The following is a 19,444-nucleotide window of genomic DNA, read 5'->3' on the forward strand; positions in this document are numbered from 1 at the left end:
GCATAGGTGTTTCACACCCCACTGGTTCCAAGAAAGTCGTCATTCTGAGCGTTGGCCATGGCATAGAGGAAACCGGAAATATCTGAATTTTCCGTGTATTTTTCTTGCGGGTTTTGCTGTGCAAGCTGTTGATGAGCCCGGGATAACCACCCGCAATGTGACAGTGAAATCTGATGCGCGTGGATCAAGAAAAGAGCACCCGAATCGACCAGTTTCAGCTTTTCAACCTGCGACAAAGTCTTGAGCCGCTGGACTGACACCCCAAACTTGTCCGGCGGCAGGGGTATCCCATCATGTGACGCAATTAATTCGAACAACCCAAGACTATCGATGATCTGACACAGGGCCAGGGTTGCCTCACAGGCCGCAGCGCGGGCTTGAAGAAAGATTTTCACCTCACGCAAAGCAGGTGAAACGGCTCCGGTATTGTCAAAAAATGCTTCGTCCTTTGGGTCGTCGCTTAGCAACCCAGAGGATTCATCCACATTTAATTGAAACAGAGGTGCCTGATCTGCCTTTTTGCGACCGGTGGGTGCGGCCTGAAAAGGATAGCAACGTAAAGCAGAGGGCACATAGGCGGCAAGCCACCGGCCCGCCTGCGATACAAATGGAGTAGGCCTATCTTTGAGAACGGACAATATACCGGTTGGCTCATAACCTCTGGCTGTTTTCTTGAACAAAATGGGAAAAGTGGCGGCCGCTTGTTGAGCTTCTTGAAAGACAATTGCGCATTCAGCGCGATTGGCCGCGAATTGGTAAGACATGAAACGTGTCCAGTAACGCCGCCCATGCCGGGAAAAGGTGACTGGAACCAGGCCATTCTGCGCCATTTTTACCCCGTGATTTGAGTGACCGCCGCCAGAAACGGCGGCAGCCGAATTTCTGTTCAGGCTGTGGCCCCGGTGGGGTCGGTGTGCAGGATGTTGTCCGCACTCAGACCGCTTAGGTCATCCAATCCGGAGAATTGCGCCACGGTTTCAACCGTTGCAGAGTTCGGGGCGGTATAGTCGACTTTGACCAGCACACTGTCGGTCCCATCCGTCGCCATCACGTAAATCTCGTCGCCAGTTTGAATCCCGGTCAGGCTTTCAACTGCAGTTTCGATCGTGTTCTCAGACAGGTCGCCCAATACCGTAGTCAGACCGACGACCCCGGTATCTGCGCCGATGGCGTCACCGACGGCCAGTGTCTCGACATCGGTGCCATCTCCGCGAAGTGTTCCGAAGCTTAGGCCGCTGAACATCACAGCATCAGACACTTCGGTCGCGGTTCCAATTGAAAAGCCTGTCACTGTATCGACGCCGTTTGCGGCTGGATCAGGCTCGAATAGGATGACGTCGCGCCCAGCGTCCGAAACGTCAATCGCATCATCACCGTCTTGACCGCGGATAAAATTATCCAAATCAGAGGCTACCAAGGTGTCGTCGCCGCTGGTGCCAATCTGGTAAACGCTTGGACCACCATCCGGGGTCGTGATCGTCAACTCGATGGGCTGATTTGGGTCAACAACGGTCATCTCGAATGTAACCAGAGGCTGGTTCAGATCCGTGAAGGTGGTTGCTGCACCGGCAAAGCGGATCACGTTCCCTCCGATCGGGTTGGACACGAAGAAATCGAATGCCCCGTTGCCAACATCCGACCCAGTGTCGAAGGTTACGACGGATGGGTCAAAGCCCAGTTCTGCCGTCATTGCAAGACCGCTTGAGATATCCCGATCAGCATCTGCATAGATCTCGAATGTCACGGTGTTCCCGCTGATTCCGGCCTGTGTAATGACGTAAGCGGCTGGTTCATGGGCCGTATTGTCATCGTTTGCGGTTAGGGGATAAGGACCACCGGAAACAGTTGCGTCCGCTGCAAAATCAAGGTCGTCACCTGCGTTAATCCCCGAGAAATTCGAGGCAGGAACAGCTAGAGACCAGCTTCCATCTGCGGCGACCGTCGCAGAACCGACGGGGCTGCCGTTCAGGGTGACGTCCACCGCCTGACCTGCACTTAGTCCGGCAGATGTGCCCGATACGGTTACACCTGACGCCTGCGCGTCGGCCAACGACACAGCGCCGTTTGAACCGACAGGGTTTATGGTCAATACGGGCCGAAGGTCAGTGGTCAATGTGATGGTCGCCGAGGTGGCCGGGTTTCCGGCCTGATCGGCTACACTGGCTGAAATCGGATAGCCCGTACTGTCTGCAAGGGCCGCCAGATCAGCGGAAGGAACGGTTGCAAACCAGAAACCACCCGACGCGGTACCGGTATACGTTTGGCCATTCAGGCTGACGGAAACGGTTTGCCCATCCTCGGCACTGGTCGTGCCCGAGATCGTGAGGTCGCTGCCTTGCTCGGTCACGTCCAATTCGGTTCCAACCGGCAAGGGGTCGAGAGTCACTGTCGGAACAGTGAAATCAGTGGCAAAGCTTGTGGTGTCCTGCGCGCTGTTGCCTGCCGCGTCGGTTACCGAAGCATCGACATCATATGATACGCCATCCTGCAATGCGCTAAGATCTGCAGCCGAGGCTGTATAGCTCCAACTGCCGCTATTGACCGTAGCGGTGCCCGTGACATCCACGGTTCCGTCGGGTCGGGCGATTTCGACCGTGACAACCGTGCCGTCTGCGGCGTCAGAGGTACCGCTGACAGTCAGGTCTGTGCCTTGTTCCACGGCATTCATGACGGCGCCATCCGACAGGCCTGTGACGCTGATCGAAGGGGCGGTAAAGTCTGTATCAAAGCTGTTGCTGGCCTGGATCGCCGGATTTCCCGCCGTGTCGGACACGTCTGCCGTGACCGGAATGGTGACACCGTCAGACAAGGCGGCAAGATCCGCCGCAGGAACAGTGACAGACCATGCGCCACCCGAGGCCGCCCCGGTATAGGTCTGACCGTTCATCGAAACCGTCACGAGCTGACCATCTTCGGCCGTGGTCGAACCGTTGATGGTCAAGTCTGTTCCCTGCTCGGTTGCGTTCAGAACAGCGCCATCCGAAAAACTGTCAATGGACAGGGTCGGGGCGGTTGCATCTTTGGCAAGAGGTACACTGGCTTGAGGTGCTGCCAGCCCATCGGTATCGGAAACGTCAGCAGTCACCGCAAAGCTTCCTCCGTCAGCCAGGGATGCCAGGTCAGCGGCCGGAACTGTCACGCTCCAACTCCCGCCCGAGACCGTGTCTGTATAGGTTTGGCCGTTCAAGGTAACGGTGACCTGCTGGCCGTCTTCAACATTGGCCGTCGATCCCGAGATTGTCAGATCGGACCCAACCTCGACCGCGTTGAGAACCCCGCCAACGGATAGCGGAGAAACGGAGATAGACGGGCCCGTCAAATCAACAGGAACAGAAGCCGAAGCCGGGACCGAAATGTTGCCGGCGGCATCGCTGACCGTGACATTGACGGTTGCCGGAACACCCGTCGATAGCCCGGTCAGATCGGCGCTTGGGACTGTTACGCTCCATGCGCCACCCGTGGCCGTGGTTGAATATGTTTGACCGTCAAGTGTGACGGAAACCGTCTGACCGTCGACAGCTGTGGTTGACCCTGTCAGGGTCAGGTCGGCGCTGACATCGATCAATTCGATAGACCCGCCGGCAACAGGGTCCAGAGTAATCGTCGGAGCGGTAAAGTCTGTATCAAAGCTGGCATCGGCTTGTGTTGCCGAGTTACCTGCCTGATCGTTGACATCTGCGGTGACCGCAATCGTGGCACCGTCCGGCAGGGTCGCCAGATTGGCGGCAGGGACCGATACGCTCCATTGTCCGCCAGCAACAGTACCGGTGAAGGGTTGTCCGTTGATCGTGACGACTACGGTTTGCCCATCCTGGGCGTTCGTTGTCCCGACTACGTTGAGATCAGTGGTCTGTTCCGAGGCATTCATCACCGCCCCGTCCGAAAACCCTGTAATGGTCAGGGTCGGTGGGATGGTATCCACGGCAAATGTCACTGTTTCTGCTGACAATTCCGCGCCCTCGGCGTCGAGATTGCGGACCGTTACGGTTTGCACGCCCTGTGGCAAGGTTGCGGCCTCGGCAGGAGTCAGCGAAAGGCTCCAGCTTCCGTCATCTTCGGGGGTTACGGTTTTGGTGAGCGATCCGATTGTCACTTCGACAGTTTCAGTACCCTCTGGTGCAGTCAGTCCAGTGCGTGCCGTGCTTAGCATATCGCCCTGCGAACCTGCCAAGTTGAGAACCGGATAGCTGGGTGTCGGTGCAGGCGCAGGTGCGGGTGACGGCGCGGTATCGTCGTCTCCGCCACCGCCGCCGCCACCCCCGGCAGCGGCTGCAGCACCCGCCAAACCAAGACCACCCAGCGCCGCGGTTGCGCCGCTAAGACCTCCTGCCGCTGCAGCGCCTCCGGCCTCTGCCAGGCTGAACTGGGCAATCTCGGACACGGCGTCTTCGGCGATCATGATTGCGCCACTATCAAGCACCTGTACGTTTTCGGCGGCGACAACCATCTTGCGACCATCGGCCAATTTCAAAAGAACGTCGCCATTGTCCAACAGCTTGACGGATCTTACGCCAGGAATCGTTTCCGCGAATTGGAACGCATAAAGCTCTTCGATTGTGGCCTGCGCCAGGGCGGGCAGCGCGAGGATCGTTGACCCGAGCCCGCCAACAATGCCACGTCCGGCCCAACGGCGCATCTTGCCGTCAATCCACTGGCGGATGTGTCGCTTGCGTTCGGTATCAGGCTGAGCATCGGCCGGGTTGATCTTGGATTCAGGTTCTTTGGTCATCTTGCCCTCACATGTGGTTTCCGCACCCGTTCGAAGAATCCAGGTTTTGTTCATCTGTCTTTCTCTTCGGTGACTCATGCGGTCGGACCAGAAAAAATTGAGTTAAACTGAAGCCGAACTCCTCGTTTTCTCCACATTCCAGCTTTGGTTTCGGACTGGGCATTGGATCATCCTGTAATCGGTGCCGGGTATGGCGTGGGGTGATTGGATATGATGCTTCAGTTCGAAGGAGTGGTTGCAACGGGGAGCGCAGCGCTCGATTCAGGTATCGGCCATACGGCTTTAAAAACGCTTAATGACGTCACGTACCTGTACAGCGTGACCGGTCCGGGCGGCGGTATCGCGGTTTGGAAGCTGGTCGAAGGTGCGCTGCCGCAATTGCAAGACACCGAATTTTTTAGTGGCACGATCACGTTTCAGGTTGGCGATATCGGTATGCCTGTAACGCTGGCCGGAGACGATCAACTTGTTCTGGATGTACGTACGGCGACTGGATTGATCGGGTATGACCTGAACCCAGATGGAACCTTAGGCCCGCTTCAGGAAACGGGGACACTGACCGGCGGCGGAGATATCTCGGCCCTAGTGCAGTTCGGCGATATCCTGACCATCGCGCACGAATCGACAGGGCAGATTGCAACCTATACCGTGAACGGGGACGGCACATTGAGCCTGTCGGCGTCGATCGCGGGGCAGGCTGATTCGATGCAAGTTCTGCAAGCCGGGGCTGATCATTTCGTGATTGCAGCCGACGCGACCACCGGCACGATCAGCACCTACAATGTCGATCAAAACACCGGTGTGCTGACAGTGGTCGACAACAGCGACGCGCTAGCGACTTTAGGGATTGCTTCACCGACGGCGGTCGAAGTGGTGCAAGCCTATGGCCAATCCTGGGTCATTGTGGCAGGGGCAGGCAGCAACTCGCTGAGCGTTATGGAGTTAGCGGGTGACGGGCGATTGATCCCCACGGATCATGTTTTGGATTCCTTGCATACACGGTTCGAAACGGTTCAGGATTTAGCCGTGATCGAGGCTGACGGGCATGTGTTTGTTGTTGCTGGTGGCGGCGATGATGGCGTTTCCCTTTTCACGCTGACACCTGGCGGGCAATTGGTGCATCAGAACAGCTTTGCCGACACTATTCACAGCGGGTTGCAGAATGTCGAAACATTGAGTGTTGCCCATGTCGGGGACGAGCTTCAGATTCTTGTCGGCGCGCAACAGGATGAAGGCTTGACGCAACTCAGCGTTTCGATTGCGGATTTGGGCATCGTGCGCGATGGCTTTGGTACGGTGACGGGAACTGCGCAGAATGACATGCTCAGCGGCAGTATCCTCGAAACAACCCTGATGGGTGGCGCAGGTGACGACATTCTGATCGCAGGTATCGGCGCAACAACCATGCATGGGGGTGCCGGCGCGGATATCTTTGTTATGCAATACGGCAGTGACCCCACAACAATTAACGGCTTTCAGGCCGGAACCGACCGGTTGGATTTATTCGACTATCCGCTGCTGCGCACGCCGGGGCAACTGATGTTCACAGCCACGGCGCAGGGGGCGCAGATCAAATTTCTCGATGAGGTCATCGTGATCAACTCTTCAACCGGAGGGCCCCTGACCAGCGCTGAAGTGTTTGGCGCGGGCTTTGGCGGGCCGGATCATATCCCTGTCGATTTTGGCGATTTTGGTGGGTTGGATCCTGGCAGCTCGGATGGGGTGCAGGGCACTGTGACTGTAAACTCCGAAACCGCGAATCCTGGCCTGTCGGACGCTGAGATTCGATTTACACCGGATGGTGGCGGAACCATCAGCGTCAGGGCGGATGACGAGGGGCGGTTCGATCTGGATTTGCCGTCAGGCACATTCGAGGGGGAGTTGGATATCATCAAGACCTATTCGACGGCCAGCTATGAGATCACGGCGCTGGATGCGTTGCAGGTCTTGCGCATGTCGGTCGGGTTAGACCCGACCTGGGGTCCGGCCACGCCCGAGAACCTGATCGCGGCCGATATTACACAGGACGGAATGGTCAATGCGTTGGATGCGCTGGCCATCTTGCAAATAGCCGTAGGTCTGCCCACCGCGCATGAAGCGGAATGGGTTTTCCTTGATGATGACGCAGACCTGTCCGGGATTACCGAGAACAATGTCAGTTATGAAACCGGTGTCGATGTCACTGTGGTCGACAATGTGATTAGCACCGATATGACCTCGATCCTTCTGGGCAACCTCGAACCGGTCTGAAACCGCAGCCCATTATTCACGGAAAGCCCGGTTGAAATAGTCGGCCATGGGTTTGACCATATAGGACAAAGGGGTTCTTTCGTCGGTCTTGATCATGGTTTCCACCGGCATGCCCGGTAACAGGGCTTGCCCATTCAACCGCTCGATCTGATTGTCTTCAGGGGCGACCTCGGCGCGGTAGAAGGTCTGACCAGTTACGTCATCAGTGAATGTATCCGCCGAGACGGTGACTACCCGCCCGTCAATCTCAGGCGTCTCTCGTTGATTGAAAGCCGTGAACCGTAACGCCACTGGTTGCCCAATATGCAATTGATCTACGTGGATCGCATCAACGCGCGCTGCCACCAGCAACGGCGTGTCTTGGGGTACAATATACATCATAGGCTCGGCTGGTTGAATCACCGATTGCAGGGCGAAAACCTGACTGCCATAGACCGTACCTGCAACGGGTGCGCGAATGTCCAACCTTGATAGCCGTTCTTCCAGAGAAAGACGTCGCTCAGCCAACTCAGCGATCTGCGTCTGAACGTCCCGCAGTTCGGTAATAGCCTCTTCCCGCCGCGTGGCCGTCAATTCGACAATCTCAATCTCGGTTGCTGAAATCTGACCTTTCAGGCGAGCCACAGCAGCTTCGAGCCTACCAATCTCACCCGTCAGGCTGGCCTCTTCCCGCTGCAAGGCGGACACGCGGCTGGCCTGAGTCAAACCGCGTTGTAACAGGTCTTGTTGGTCCTTCAGCTCGTTTTGAATCAGTTCCACCTGGCGACGCAAGGACACTAGCTGTGCCTCGGTTCCTTCGATTTCACTGTCGATCTGAACCCGCTGTTTGCCCAATTGTTGGGTCTGTTGGTCCAGTGTTTCCAGACGGGCCTCGAACAATCGTTGCTGACCGGCAATCAGTTCAGCGTCGATATCATCCTGCTTTTGAATCTCTTCAAGCAGAGCTGCCAAGGCTGGGGCATCGCCACCGTCGCGTTCTGCCACCAATCGGGCTCTACGCGCCAACAGTTCGAAAAGCTGAGATTCAACGATGGTTCTCTCCGAAGACAAAAACGTATCATCTAATCGGACCAGCATATCTCCGTCAGCGACTTCGTCACCGTCGCGTACGAAAATCTCGCCCACAACGCCACCATCAGGATGTTCCACTACCTGTCGGCTACTTTGAACCTCGATGGTTCCTTGCGATATGATCGCCCCGGCCAGTCGGGTCTGCACGGACCAGATGCCAAGCCCGCCAACCAAAATCAGCAAGGCCACAAAACCGACCAAGGCTGGTATCGTGATGTGCCACACCGGGCGCGTGTCTTTACCCGTCTTATCCTGCATCTTTTTTCACCTGACTGAGGCCGCGTTTGATGGCGCCAGCGTTTTGTACCATTGCACCCAGCACCTCATCCCGAGTGCCGGATTTCACAACTTGCCCGTTTTCGACAACGGCCAGATCGTCACATTCCGAAATTGCCTGAGGGCGGTGGGTCATGATGATGGTTGATTTTCCGGCCTCTTTCAGACCTCGAACAGCGGCGTTCAGCGCCTCGGTCCCATCGGCATCCAGGGCCGAGTTCGGCTCATCCAGAATCAACAGAACCGGGTTGCCGTAAAGGGCGCGGGCCAGTGCGATACGTTGCTTTTGCCCGCCCGACAATTGGCTGTCATTGCCTTCCAGAAATGTGTCATATCCTTTGCTCAATGACAGGATCAGATCATGCGCGTTGGCCATTTTTGCTGCGGCTACAACCGCGTCAGGGTCGGGATTTTCCGACATGCGGGCAATGTTTTCAGCCACGGATCCGTTGAACAGAGTAACTTCCTGCGGCAGGTAACCAATATGCTGGCCCAGATCGTCGGGATCATATTGATCCAGTGTTGCACCACCCAACCGTATTTCCCCGGCGGCAGGTTGCCACAGGCCCAAAAGGGCTTTGGCCAGCGTCGATTTCCCCGAGCCGCTTTTACCGATGACGCCAAGCGCTTTACCTGGTTCTAGCCGCAAAGCGACATTGCGCAGCGTCGGCTTGTCTGCACCCGGAGGAATGACAGTTAGGCTTTTTGCGGTCAGCCGGGCCTCGGGCACAGGCAGTTTGGTGCGAGGTTTTTCAGGTGGGGTCGCATCCAGAAACCGGTTAAGCGAACTCCAGGCCGTGCGGGCCCGTTCAACCATACCCCATTGGCCAACCGCCTGCTCAACGGGTGCCAGCGCCCGCCCCAACAAGATAGAGCCGGCAATCATCGCCCCTGGCGTCAGTTCGTTGCGTAGCACCAGCCAGGCGCCAAGCGCCAGCATGGCCGATTGCAAAAACAACCGCAGTGATTTGGTCAGCGAGGTAAAGCTGCCTGTCCAGTCACTGGCGGCAATGGTCTGACGCAGGGCATTGGTGCGCTGCCGCTGCCAGCGTTGGGTTATGTCCTCTTGCATGCCTTGCGATCGCACCACTTCGGCCGCTTGTCTTGCGTGTTCGGAAAACGCGTTGGCCTGGGCCGACGCCCTTTGTGCTGAAGCCACCTTGCTGTGGGTTAGCCACTGGTTCAACAAGGCGATCAGGATAAGCAAACTCCCGCCCGCCACGGCCAACCAGCCTAGCAACGGGTGAAACAAGAAGATTGCTGCCAGAAATACTGGTGTCCACGGAATATCCATCACCGCCAATAGAACGGGCGAGGCACACAGGTTCTGAATCGACTCAAGATCGCGCAATGCCGTGGCCGGAGCGGACCGTGCTTGTGGAAAAAGTGATCGGCGCAGGGTGGCGTCGAACACACGTTCATCCAGTTCAGACTGGAACCGGGCACCGAATCTAGCCACGATTCTGCCGCGGGCAAAATCCAGCATCGCCATAAGGCCATATAGCAGGGCTACCAGCAAAAACAGTGCTGTCAGCGTTTCCACAGCGCGCGAGCCCAGGACCCGATCGTAAACCTGCAGCATGAACAAAGGCCCGGTCAGCATCAGAAGGTTAACGAAGATGCTGAACAGAAACGCCAGGGCCAGGAAAGTAATGCCCCGATTGCGCACATTTCGCAACTCATGGCGAGGCGGCAGTGTCATGCGGTTTTCAATATTCACGTACAGGGCCTTTAGTAACTGATTCTCTGCCGGACCAGAGTGGTGGCGATGGGCCGCATCTTAAACTATGGCACAACGGAGAAAATGCGAGAATTGGTGGATCGGCGAAAAGCTACTTGCAGTCAAGGCAAAGGAACGCTGGTGGGCGCGCATACGCTCATGCCGATACCATACTGGGTTCAGTTGCCGCGCCGCTAAAGGACCGAGCTACTTGAGACCCCGCGGCAATCGGACCGTCAAGATACCGCCGCGCATTTCGCATATCGGACGACCCTTTGTCGCCAATGTCCGGTTCCTGAGGTTGCTCTAATTGGTGGGTTCAAGCGTCTCACTCTGCTGTGCCAATTCGTTGACGACGTCGAACAAGGCCTTTTCGAACAGCGGCAGAGTTTTAGACCCTGTTTCGGAAACCGGATAGAGCAGCCCAAAGGTCATCCACCGCTCTGGGGCCACGGGAACAAGCGTAAGGTTTGCGGACGCGACCTGAGCGGCCACCAATTCATCCGCGATCGTGATACCCGCGCCCTCTGCCACCAGCGCGCAAGCCAGCTGCGAGGCGGCGACTTCGCAGGTTTGTCTGGGCGTCACACCGGCGGAACGAAAGAAGTCGTCCAGTTGATCCCGCAACAGCAGACCATGCATCAGACGTATAACGGGTTCCCCGGCAAGATCGTCCGCCGTCAAATGACTTCGGGATGAAAGCGGATGGCCTGCGGGCAAAACCGCCTGCGCTTTTACTCGGAAGAGGGGTTTGGAGACGATGCCGGGATGATCGACGGGCAACGCCCCAATTCCAATATCGTATTCCCGCCCGGCCAGCCATTTTCCCGCCTCGCGTCTTGCCCGGACATCCAGGTTTACATTGGTGCTGGGGTTCTCTTGCATGAACCGTGCCACCGCAGGCGCGGACAGGGATTGTGCAATCCGGGGCATCGTCACAATGCGGAGCGTTTCGGTGCGCCCCGCTTTGATCTCGGCTGCGATGCGCGGAACTTCGTCAAGATTGTCCAGAATCCTGCCGGCCTCTTTGTAAAAGGCCAACCCTTCCGGCGTCGGCGTCAGGTTGCGGCCACCGCGATCAAAAAGCGTCAATTTCAGCTCGGCCTCAAGCCCGGTGATCAAACGGCTGACAGCAGGTTGGCTGAGATGGAGGATCTCAGAGGCGGCGACAAGGGATCCTTCGGACAAAGTAGCGCGAAACGCGCGTAGGGCTTTGATATTCATCCTTCTACTCTTTCATAATTTGCAAGAGTAGATAACACCTTTGCATTTTTTACAATTGAAGAAATCGCGTAATTTGATCCCAAGTGAAATTGGGAGGTTACTCATGAAACGCAGAACTCTTCTTGGTGTTGCCATCGCGGCAGTTGCCGTCACCGCCACAGCTACAGCAAGCTTTGCCGCGGATTGGCCGAAACGCCCGATCAACCTTGTTGTCCCCTACAAGGCGGGTGGCGGCACAGATGCTTATGCGCGCGCTATCTCGGCCGCTGCCGAAGGTATTCTGGACGTGCCTGTGGTAGTTGTGAATAAACCCGGTTCGGGTGGTTTGAACGGTGCCAATGCAGTCGTTGGCGCGCGTCCTGACGGGTACACTATGATGATGACGTCGGGGGGGTCGTTCCTGCTGTCGACCATGACCCGCGATACCGATATCGACGCATTGGAAAGCTTTGACTTCGTTGCACAGGTAGGCCAGTTGCAGACTTCGCTAATGGTTCCGGTCAACAGCCCCTTTCAATCCGTTCAGGATGTGATCGATGCCGCTAAGGCCAACCCCGGCCAATTGCGGTGGGCTCATTCGGGCCGCGGTGGTTTCCATCACGTTGGCGGCATGGGTTTTTTGGCCAATAACGGTATCGAAGCTCAGGATGTGCCGTTCAAAGGGGGCGGGCCGACCCGTGCCGCGTTGATCGGTGAACAGGCTGATTTCGGCTTCCTTGGAGTTCAGCAACTGGCAGGTTTTGAAGAACAACTGCGCGCGCTGGCGGTCAACAGTCAGGAGCGTGACGGCATTATGAATGAGGTGCCCGCTTTTGGGGAGCTGGGTATTCCATTTGCTGCAGTATCCTCGCCAGTAATCGTGTTTGCTCCGAAAGGGACGCCTGCAGAGGTGGTCGCCGCGATGGAGGCCGCGCTCGAACAGATCGCTGCCAAGCCGGAATTCGCCGAACTTCTCGCCTCACGCGGGACCGGCCCGGTCTATCAGAGCGGTGCGGAGGCCAAGGCGGCGCTTTCGGCGATGAAAGAAGACGCCACCCCCTTGGTTGAAAGCCTGACCAACTAAAGCTCCTGGGGCCGGCGGATCATCCCCCGGCCCAATTCTAACGACGGAAAATAAAGAGGATCGTCATGCGTGCCTATGCAGAAGGTCTGGTGCTTGCCCTCATTTCGATTTTTGCCATCTGGGGCGCCTGGCAGGTGCCTGCGGCATCTCCAGGGGATACATGGGCCGGGATTGTGCCGTTCTCTGCCGCAGTTGCCCTGCTGTTTCTCTCGGGCCTTATGCTGGCGGGTGCAGCACGTCAGACGACGGGTGGAGCGAGCTACGCACAAGATAATGGCGCGGCCTTGCAGATCATTGGCCTGTTCATCATTGCTCTGATCTATCAACAATCCTTCCGCTGGTTCGGTTACTTACTGCCAACGGCCATTGTCGCACCACTTGTCCTCTACTTTTTCGGTGTGCGCAGCCGGATCGGGCTGACCTTGTCTGTCATCCTTTGCCCGCTGATCTTCCATCTCATCTTTTTTGTCCTGCTCGGCGTCTACCCTCCCTATGGCGAGGTTTTCGATCTGCTGAGCTGGATTCAGGGGTAATCCACTATGGAAATCTTTCCCGCACTTCTTTCGGTTATCACAGACCCCACGCTGCTGTTTGCAATTGTCCTTGCTGCGGTTGTTGGCATGATCGTGGGTGCCACGCCCGGCCTCACGGCATCGGCTGCGATTGCCATGCTGTTGCCCATTACCTTTTACATGTCGCCGATTTTTGCGCTCGCCTTTCTTTATGTGATCGGAAAATCCGGCCGCTATGGCGGGTCGATTGCGGCGATCCTGTTCAATACGCCCGGTACTGCGGCCAGCGCGGCGACCCAGATTGACGGCTATCCGCTGGCACGCGCCGGCAAGGCGGGCAAAGCGATGAAGGTGGCGACAATCTCATCGATCATCGGGGATTTGATGGGTGACATTCTATTGGTCATTGGCGTCGGTTTCATTGCGGCCATTGCCCTGAAACTGGGCCCGCCGGAAACCTTCGCCATCTATTTTGCAGCCTTTGTGGTGATTGGATCGGTCATCGGAAACTCCATCGTCAAAGGTTTGGCGTCGGCGCTGATGGGCATCCTGATTGCAATGGTCGGACTGGATCCGATTTCAAGCGAAGAACGCTATACGTTCGGCTCATTCGAGCTGTCCAACGGCATCGGTCTTGTGCCGCTGATGATCGGCGTATTCGTTCTGGGTGAGGTCTTTGCACAGCTTGAAACCCGGCGCAAAGCCACGGGTGACACCAAAGAGAACGAAAGCACGGCGGACGGAAACACTCTGACATGGGAAGAGTACAAACCCTGCCTGCCGCACGCTTTCCGAGGCGGGTTCATCGGTGCGGGCATCGGTGTTCTGCCTGGACTGGGTTCAGCCATTGCCGCGTTCATCTCATACGGTGAAGGCAAGCGCCGCGCCAAAAACCCGGAAATGTGGGGCAAGGGCGCGCTGGAAGGCGTGGCCGCGCCCGAGGCCGCCAATAACGCGGTTTCCGGCCCATCAATGGCACCTCTGTTGACGCTTGGTATTCCGGGTTCAACCATCGGTGCAATCCTGCTGGGTGTTTTCCTGATCCACGGCATTCAGGTTGGCCCGACCCTGTTCCTTACGGATAAGGAACTGGTCTATAAACTGTTCGCCTGTGGAATGCTTGGCATTTTTGCCTACGGTCTGATCGGCTATTTCGGGGCTACGCAGGTTGCGCGGTTGATCCTGAAGATACCGACCAATGTTCTTTATCCGCTGATCTTTCTGACCTCGTTTGTGGCTGCCTATTCCGCACGTGGGTCGATGTTTGATGTGACCGTCATGACAGTTGCAGGTTTCGCCGGTTGGCTGATGCGCAAATTTGATTTCAATGTTGCCGCATTCGTCATCTCTTTTGTGTTGGCCAAAGGCGCGGAAGAAACCTTTCGCCAGTCGTTGCTGATGTCCGAAGGTGGGGCGTTGGTCTTTGTGGAGCGCCCCATCGCGCTTGCGTTCCTGCTGGTCGGGCTAGCGGCGATGGCATTCCGAATTCGCGGCATCGTCAAAGAGCGCCGGATCGCACAAGGAGGGCTTGGAGATGCTTGATTATGGTATCTACCGGGATTGTTTTTCCAGCGCCGACATGCGGTCCATCTGGTCGGAACATACAGTCATCTCGGCCTGGTTGCGCGTGGAGCAGGTGCTAGCCGAGCATCAGGCAATGGCCAACGTGATCCCAGCTGAGGCGGCGAAGGCAATAAATTCCCTGTCAATCTGCGATCTTAACAAGCCCGATCTGCAAGAGGAAATGATGTTTGTCGGTCGCCCGATTTTCGGATTGGTTAAACAGATGCGCACCCTCCTTCCGGAATACGCCGCCTATGTGCATTTCCGTGCTACCACACAGGACATTATGGATACTGCGATGGCTTTGCAGATGAAGCTGGGGCTAGAGTTTGTTCAAGACGCTCTGGATGGCGTTATCGCGGCCATTGATCATCATATTTCTTCTCATCCCGACACAATGATGATGGGTCGCACAAACGGGCAATTCGCAGTGCCGATTCAGCTGGCCACAAAGCTTTTGGTTTGGCGATCGGAACTTGAACGTCGTTCACAGGCGCTGAAAGATGCGTCAGGACGTGGGTTGAATGTCCAGATTGGTGGACCTGTTGGCGATTTGCGTGGCTATGAAAACGGGACCGGTCAGCGCATCAAACAAGGTATCGCCGCATCTCTTGGACTGAATGTGGTCGAGCCTCATTGGCAGAATGCGCGGGACGGGGTGGCTGACATCATCACTGCCCTAGGTGTGCTGTGCGGGACGCTTTGTAAAATTGCACATAACGTCAATCAGTTGTCGTCGTCTGACATCGGAGAATTCCTTGAGGTTCAGGAACCTGGTCAAGGCGCGTCTTCCGCGATGGCCCACAAACGAAACCAACGTGCATCGGAATTCGGCGAAGCCGTAGCCCGCCTTGGGCGCCAACGCGCCGAGCAAATAGGCGAACTGACCCTGCATGAACACGAACGATCCGGTGGCGTTTGGATTGCTGAATGGGTGACGGTGCCCGAGACGTTTCTTCTGACCTCGGGCGCATTGCAGTGGTTGGAACGGATGTTAAAAAACTTGGTTTTTGATACGGACGCGATGAGCAGATCGCTCTCGGCCAAACTTATTGCCGAACAGCAAACGCATCTTTAATAGAGACGCGGTTGCACCGTTTAGATTTGTTAGTCTGTTAGGTGATATTGGTCGGAGTGAGAGGATTCGAACCTCCGACCCCTGCCTCCCGAAGACAGGTGCAGAGAGCCAAGTTATTGATTTTTTGCCAAAGGAGCCCTGTTTCCTTGGCGTCTTCTCCAATCAAACCAGCCAAGTTCGGGTTCGGCAGGTTCATTGAACCTAAGAGCACTCTCTACATGGCCCAATAGTTATCTTGGTCTATGTTCAGTGCTGGTTTGCTCTCTACATTATTGCCCAAATCCAACCCAATTATGCACGGTGAAGGGTCCTGCCATGTGTCAGGCCATTCACTTTCTCCAGGATAGCGTCTGCGTCAATACAGTGATGGCGATATAGATCGCCGATCGTTCCGGTCTGACCAAAATGCTCGACGCCCATGGGGATAGTCTGATGTCCAAGCACCGCCCCAAGCCAGGAGAGAGTTGCAGGATGACCATCGATAACGGTGACGAGCTTGCAGTGTGGCGGAAGGTCGGACATCAGGGTTTCGATGTGGGAGCGCGCCGCTTGGTTACCGCGAGAACGCGCTCGTTGCGCGGCGGTCCATCCGGCATTCAGGCGATCTGCGGATGTCACGGCCAATACACCAATGTCGCGACGACCTTCACCAATCATACCGGCGGCTTTGATTGCCTCTGGCGCGACTGCTCCTTGATAGGCGACTACAACTTCGCAATTGGGCCCGGGTTTTCGTAACCAATAGGCCCCATCAATGGCACCTTGGCGGAACTCGACGTCAACACGTTTTCCGGGCTGTTCAATCGAGTTGGTGGTCAGGCGCAGGTAGACGGACCCTCCGGTTTCATCGCGCAGCCAGGTGCGCTCATCCGGTTGCCCTTCGCCGTCGCGTTGCATGTAGTCAAAGGCCCACTCCATGATTACTGCCAGCTCGTCGGCGAAGGCGGGTTCAAAAGCCGCCAGCCCGTCTTGGCTCATCCCGATGAGCGGTGTTCCAACGGATTGGTGTGCTCCACCTTCGGGGGCGAGAGTGATTCCCGATGGTGTGCCAACCAGAATGAAACGCGCGTCCTGATAACAGGCGTAATTCAGCGCATCGAGGCCGCGGCTGACAAAGGGGTCATAGACGGTGCCAATTGGGATCAGTCGCTTGCCGAACAGGGAATGCGACAGACCCGCCGCCCCAAGAATCAACATGAGATTCATTTCGGCGATACCAAGCTCGATATGCTGCCCTTCCGGCGTGAATTCCCATTTTGCGGTTGATGGGATCCGGTGTTCTATGAAGGCGTCGGCTTGCTCGGCTCGGGCAAATAGCTTGCGCCTGTTCACCCAAGGACCAAGGCTTGTCGTGCCTGTCACATCTGGCGAGGTTGTCACTATGCGCTCGGCCAATGGGCTGTTGCCTTTGGACAGATCGTCAAGGATCTTGCCAAACGCCATCTGGGTCGAGATTTCGCGACTGGTGTCGATCCCGATTGGCGGCACATCCAACTTATCATCAAAATAGCGGCGCGGACCTTTGGCGAAGAAAGGCGTATTTGCAAGGAAATCCTTGAGCTTTTCTGGGTTCTGCACTGTTGCAAGCGGCTCCCATTCTTCGCCCTTCGGCACACCCATATGCGACTGCCACGCGGCGAACTGGCTATTGTTCATCAGCCCGCCGTGATTGTCCTTGTGGCCTGCAATGGGGGTGCCCCATCCTTTGACTGTGTAGGCCAGGAAACATGTTGGGCGATCATGATCGATGTCGGCAAATGTTTGGGCCATGGTCTCGACGCAGTTGCCGCCGAGGTTCTCCATAAGGGCTGCGAGCTCTGCATCCGTGCGCCGTTCGATCAAAGCAGTCACATCGCCCTGATCCCCCAGATCGTCCATGAGGCGCTGTCGCCAATTCGCACCACCCATGAAAGTCAAAGCGGAGTAATCCTGGTTGGGGCAAGCGTCGATCCAATCACGCAGGCGGTCGCCGCCGGGCTCTTCAAAGGCCGCGCGTTGAAGAACCCCATATTTAACACGCACGACATCCCAACTGAATGCATCGAAGATTTTCTCGATCCGTTCAAACAGTCCTTCCCGGACGATACCGTCCAGCGACTGTCGGTTGTAATCGATGATCCACCACGTGTTTCGTAGGTCGTTTTTCCAGCCTTCTTGTAATGCCTCATAGACGTTGCCTTCATCCAGTTCGGCGTCGCCTACCAGGGCTACAATACGACCCATTGGCGCGTCTGAACCCCAGCTTTTGGCCTTGATGTAGTCTTGAATGATCGAGGCAAACGAGGTGATCGCGACACCTAAACCCACAGACCCGGTCGAGAAATCAACATCATCAATATCCTTTGTCCGGCTTGGATAACTTTGCACACCGCCAAATCCGCGGAAATTCTCCATCTTCTCACGGGTCTGATTACCCATGAGATACTGCATCGCGTGAAATACTGGCGACGCATGGGGTTTGACTGCGACCCGGTCCTCAGGGCGTAGGGCCGAGAAGTAGAGCGCGGTCATGATCGATACCATCGAAGCAGACGAAGCCTGATGGCCACCGATTTTGATCCCATCCACCTTTGGTCGGACATGGTTGGCATGGTGGATCATCCAATGAGACAACCACAACAGGCGCTGTTCGACGATCTTCAGTTGGGTGGGATCGATGTGCATGTTGGTCTCCGGGTTTAGGCGGCGCTGCGAGCAGGGTAAGGCAAAGCTTGCTCTAGGTCTGCAAGGATGTCCTCGACATCCTCCAGCCCGACGGACAGGCGGATCAGGCCATCGCTGATCCCATGCTCGGCCCGCTCTTCCGGGGTATACGTCGAATGCGTCATGGATGCGGGGTGCTGGATCAGGGTTTCCGCGTCGCCCAGGGACACCGCGCGCTGGATCATGTTCAGACGGTTCATGAAATCAATCCCACCAGACAGGCCGAACTTGATTTCAAACGCTATCATTGCGCCGGGTTGGGACATCTGGCGCTGTGCGACATCATGCTGGGCGAAACTCTCAAGCCCGGGGAAATAAACCTCGCCGACGGCAGGATGTGCTTCGAGGAAACCTGCGACGACCTTGGCGGATGCACAGTGACGATCCAGACGCAGGTTCAGTGTCTTCAGACCACGCAGTATCAGCATCGCGTTGAAAGGGGCCATTACCGCGCCGGTCATGTCCTTCATCCCGACAAGGCGGATCTCAGCGATCTGTTCGGCGGCACCTACAACCAGGCCGGCAACCACATCGCCATGCCCGCCAAGGTATTTGGTAGCGGAGTGTAGAACGATATCTGCGCCGCGCTCGATCGGGCGGGTCAGATACGGGCTGGCATAAGTGTTATCGACGACGACCGTTGCACCGACCGAATGCGCAATTGCGGCGCTGGCGGCGATGTCCACCAAGCGCATGTTCGGATTGGCCGGAGTTTCGAAATAGACAACGCGGGTTTTGCCGGAAACGGCCGCTTTAAGGTTTTCAGGGTCTGTCATGTCTACATGTGTGATCGTAACCCCCCATTTCGCCAAACCATGGCGCATAAAGGCGAAGGTGCAGCCATAGAGCGTTTTGTCCACGATGACTTCGTCACCTGGCGACAGCAGGGTCCAAAGCACTGCCGTGATCGCCCCCATGCCGCTTGAGAGTGCCAGACCGGCCTCGGCCCCCTCAAGCACGGCAATGCGTTGTTCAAGAAGGTCGCATGTGGGGTTTGAAATACGGCTGTAGATATGACCTTCACGCTCGCCGGCGAACATCTCTCCACCAGCCTCTGCGGTTTCAAAGGTAAACGTGGACGTCAAATGCAGCGGTGGTGTCAGCGCGCCGTCATTTTCCAGAGGGTTATAAGCGTGGTGAATGGCGCGGGTGGCAAATCCGGTTGAACGAGTCATTACAAGCTCCTGAATCATGTTGAAGCTAGTTTGCGCCTTGAGTTCGGGCTAATGATTTCAAAGTATGCCAACATAAGGGT

Annotated in this window: 12 protein-coding genes; 5 read left to right on the forward strand and 7 right to left on the reverse strand. The window is 56.5% G+C overall.

The annotated features are described in order from the left end of the window. Positions 1 to 11: 11 nt before the first annotated feature. Positions 12 to 830: a SapC family protein gene (locus tag ACR0LY_RS09000; protein ID WP_170350007.1), complete on the reverse strand. Its 819-nt coding sequence runs from the start codon at positions 828 to 830 to the stop codon at positions 12 to 14. Positions 831 to 886: 56 nt separating this feature from the next. After that, positions 887 to 4,783, reverse strand: a complete 3,897-nt coding sequence (locus tag ACR0LY_RS09005; RefSeq protein ID WP_170350008.1) for a beta strand repeat-containing protein — start codon at positions 4,781 to 4,783, stop codon at positions 887 to 889. A 156-nt stretch (positions 4,784 to 4,939) separates the two neighbouring features. On the opposite strand from ACR0LY_RS09005, the gene ACR0LY_RS09010 reads away from it, so the two are divergent. After that, complete coding sequence (locus ACR0LY_RS09010) at positions 4,940 to 6,979, forward strand: beta-propeller fold lactonase family protein (RefSeq protein WP_170350009.1); 2,040 nt, start codon at positions 4,940 to 4,942, stop codon at positions 6,977 to 6,979. Between the two features lie 12 nt (positions 6,980 to 6,991). Here ACR0LY_RS09010 and ACR0LY_RS09015 read toward each other — a convergent pair whose 3' ends face one another. The 3 genes from ACR0LY_RS09015 to ACR0LY_RS09025 all read right to left on the reverse strand — a co-directional run bounded on the left by ACR0LY_RS09015 (position 6,992) and on the right by ACR0LY_RS09025 (position 11,270). Beyond that, positions 6,992 to 8,308, reverse strand: a complete 1,317-nt coding sequence (locus tag ACR0LY_RS09015; RefSeq protein ID WP_170350010.1) for an HlyD family type I secretion periplasmic adaptor subunit — start codon at positions 8,306 to 8,308, stop codon at positions 6,992 to 6,994. Further along, the gene (locus tag ACR0LY_RS09020) at positions 8,298 to 10,028 is read right to left on the reverse strand and encodes a type I secretion system permease/ATPase (protein WP_170350011.1); all 1,731 of its coding nucleotides are present in this window, start codon (positions 10,026 to 10,028) and stop codon (positions 8,298 to 8,300) included. Before ACR0LY_RS09020 ends, ACR0LY_RS09015 begins: the two co-directional genes overlap by 11 nt. Positions 10,029 to 10,352: 324 nt before the next feature. Next, positions 10,353 to 11,270: a LysR family transcriptional regulator gene (locus tag ACR0LY_RS09025; RefSeq protein ID WP_170350012.1), complete on the reverse strand. Its 918-nt coding sequence runs from the start codon at positions 11,268 to 11,270 to the stop codon at positions 10,353 to 10,355. A gap of 103 nt (positions 11,271 to 11,373) precedes the next feature. Between ACR0LY_RS09025 and ACR0LY_RS09030 the strand changes: the two genes are divergently transcribed. From ACR0LY_RS09030 to ACR0LY_RS09045, 4 genes are all read left to right on the forward strand, one after another. After that, positions 11,374 to 12,333, forward strand: coding sequence for a tripartite tricarboxylate transporter substrate binding protein (locus ACR0LY_RS09030; protein WP_170350013.1), 960 nt, complete (start codon positions 11,374 to 11,376; stop codon positions 12,331 to 12,333). A 65-nt stretch (positions 12,334 to 12,398) separates the two neighbouring features. Further along, positions 12,399 to 12,866 (forward strand): tripartite tricarboxylate transporter TctB family protein, encoded by a 468-nt coding sequence (locus ACR0LY_RS09035; protein WP_170350014.1) that lies wholly within the window; start codon positions 12,399 to 12,401, stop codon positions 12,864 to 12,866. Between the two features lie 6 nt (positions 12,867 to 12,872). After that, a complete protein-coding gene (locus ACR0LY_RS09040; protein ID WP_170350015.1) occupies positions 12,873 to 14,387 on the forward strand; it encodes a tripartite tricarboxylate transporter permease in 1,515 nt (504 codons plus the stop codon). Further along, entirely contained in the window at positions 14,380 to 15,486 is a 1,107-nt protein-coding gene (locus tag ACR0LY_RS09045; RefSeq protein WP_170350016.1) for a lyase family protein, read from the forward strand. Before ACR0LY_RS09040 ends, ACR0LY_RS09045 begins: the two co-directional genes overlap by 8 nt. A 291-nt stretch (positions 15,487 to 15,777) precedes the next feature. Here the strand turns inward: ACR0LY_RS09045 and ACR0LY_RS09050 are convergent, their stop codons facing one another. Together ACR0LY_RS09050 and ACR0LY_RS09055 are read right to left on the reverse strand one after the other, a co-directional pair. Then, positions 15,778 to 18,150 (reverse strand): 1-deoxy-D-xylulose-5-phosphate synthase N-terminal domain-containing protein, encoded by a 2,373-nt coding sequence (locus ACR0LY_RS09050; protein WP_170350017.1) that lies wholly within the window; start codon positions 18,148 to 18,150, stop codon positions 15,778 to 15,780. A 14-nt stretch (positions 18,151 to 18,164) separates the two neighbouring features. Further along, positions 18,165 to 19,364, reverse strand: a complete 1,200-nt coding sequence (locus tag ACR0LY_RS09055) for a methionine gamma-lyase (protein WP_170350018.1) — start codon at positions 19,362 to 19,364, stop codon at positions 18,165 to 18,167. Positions 19,365 to 19,444: the final 80 nt, after the last annotated feature.

It is taken from the genome of Ruegeria sp. BC5, assembly GCF_056539205.1.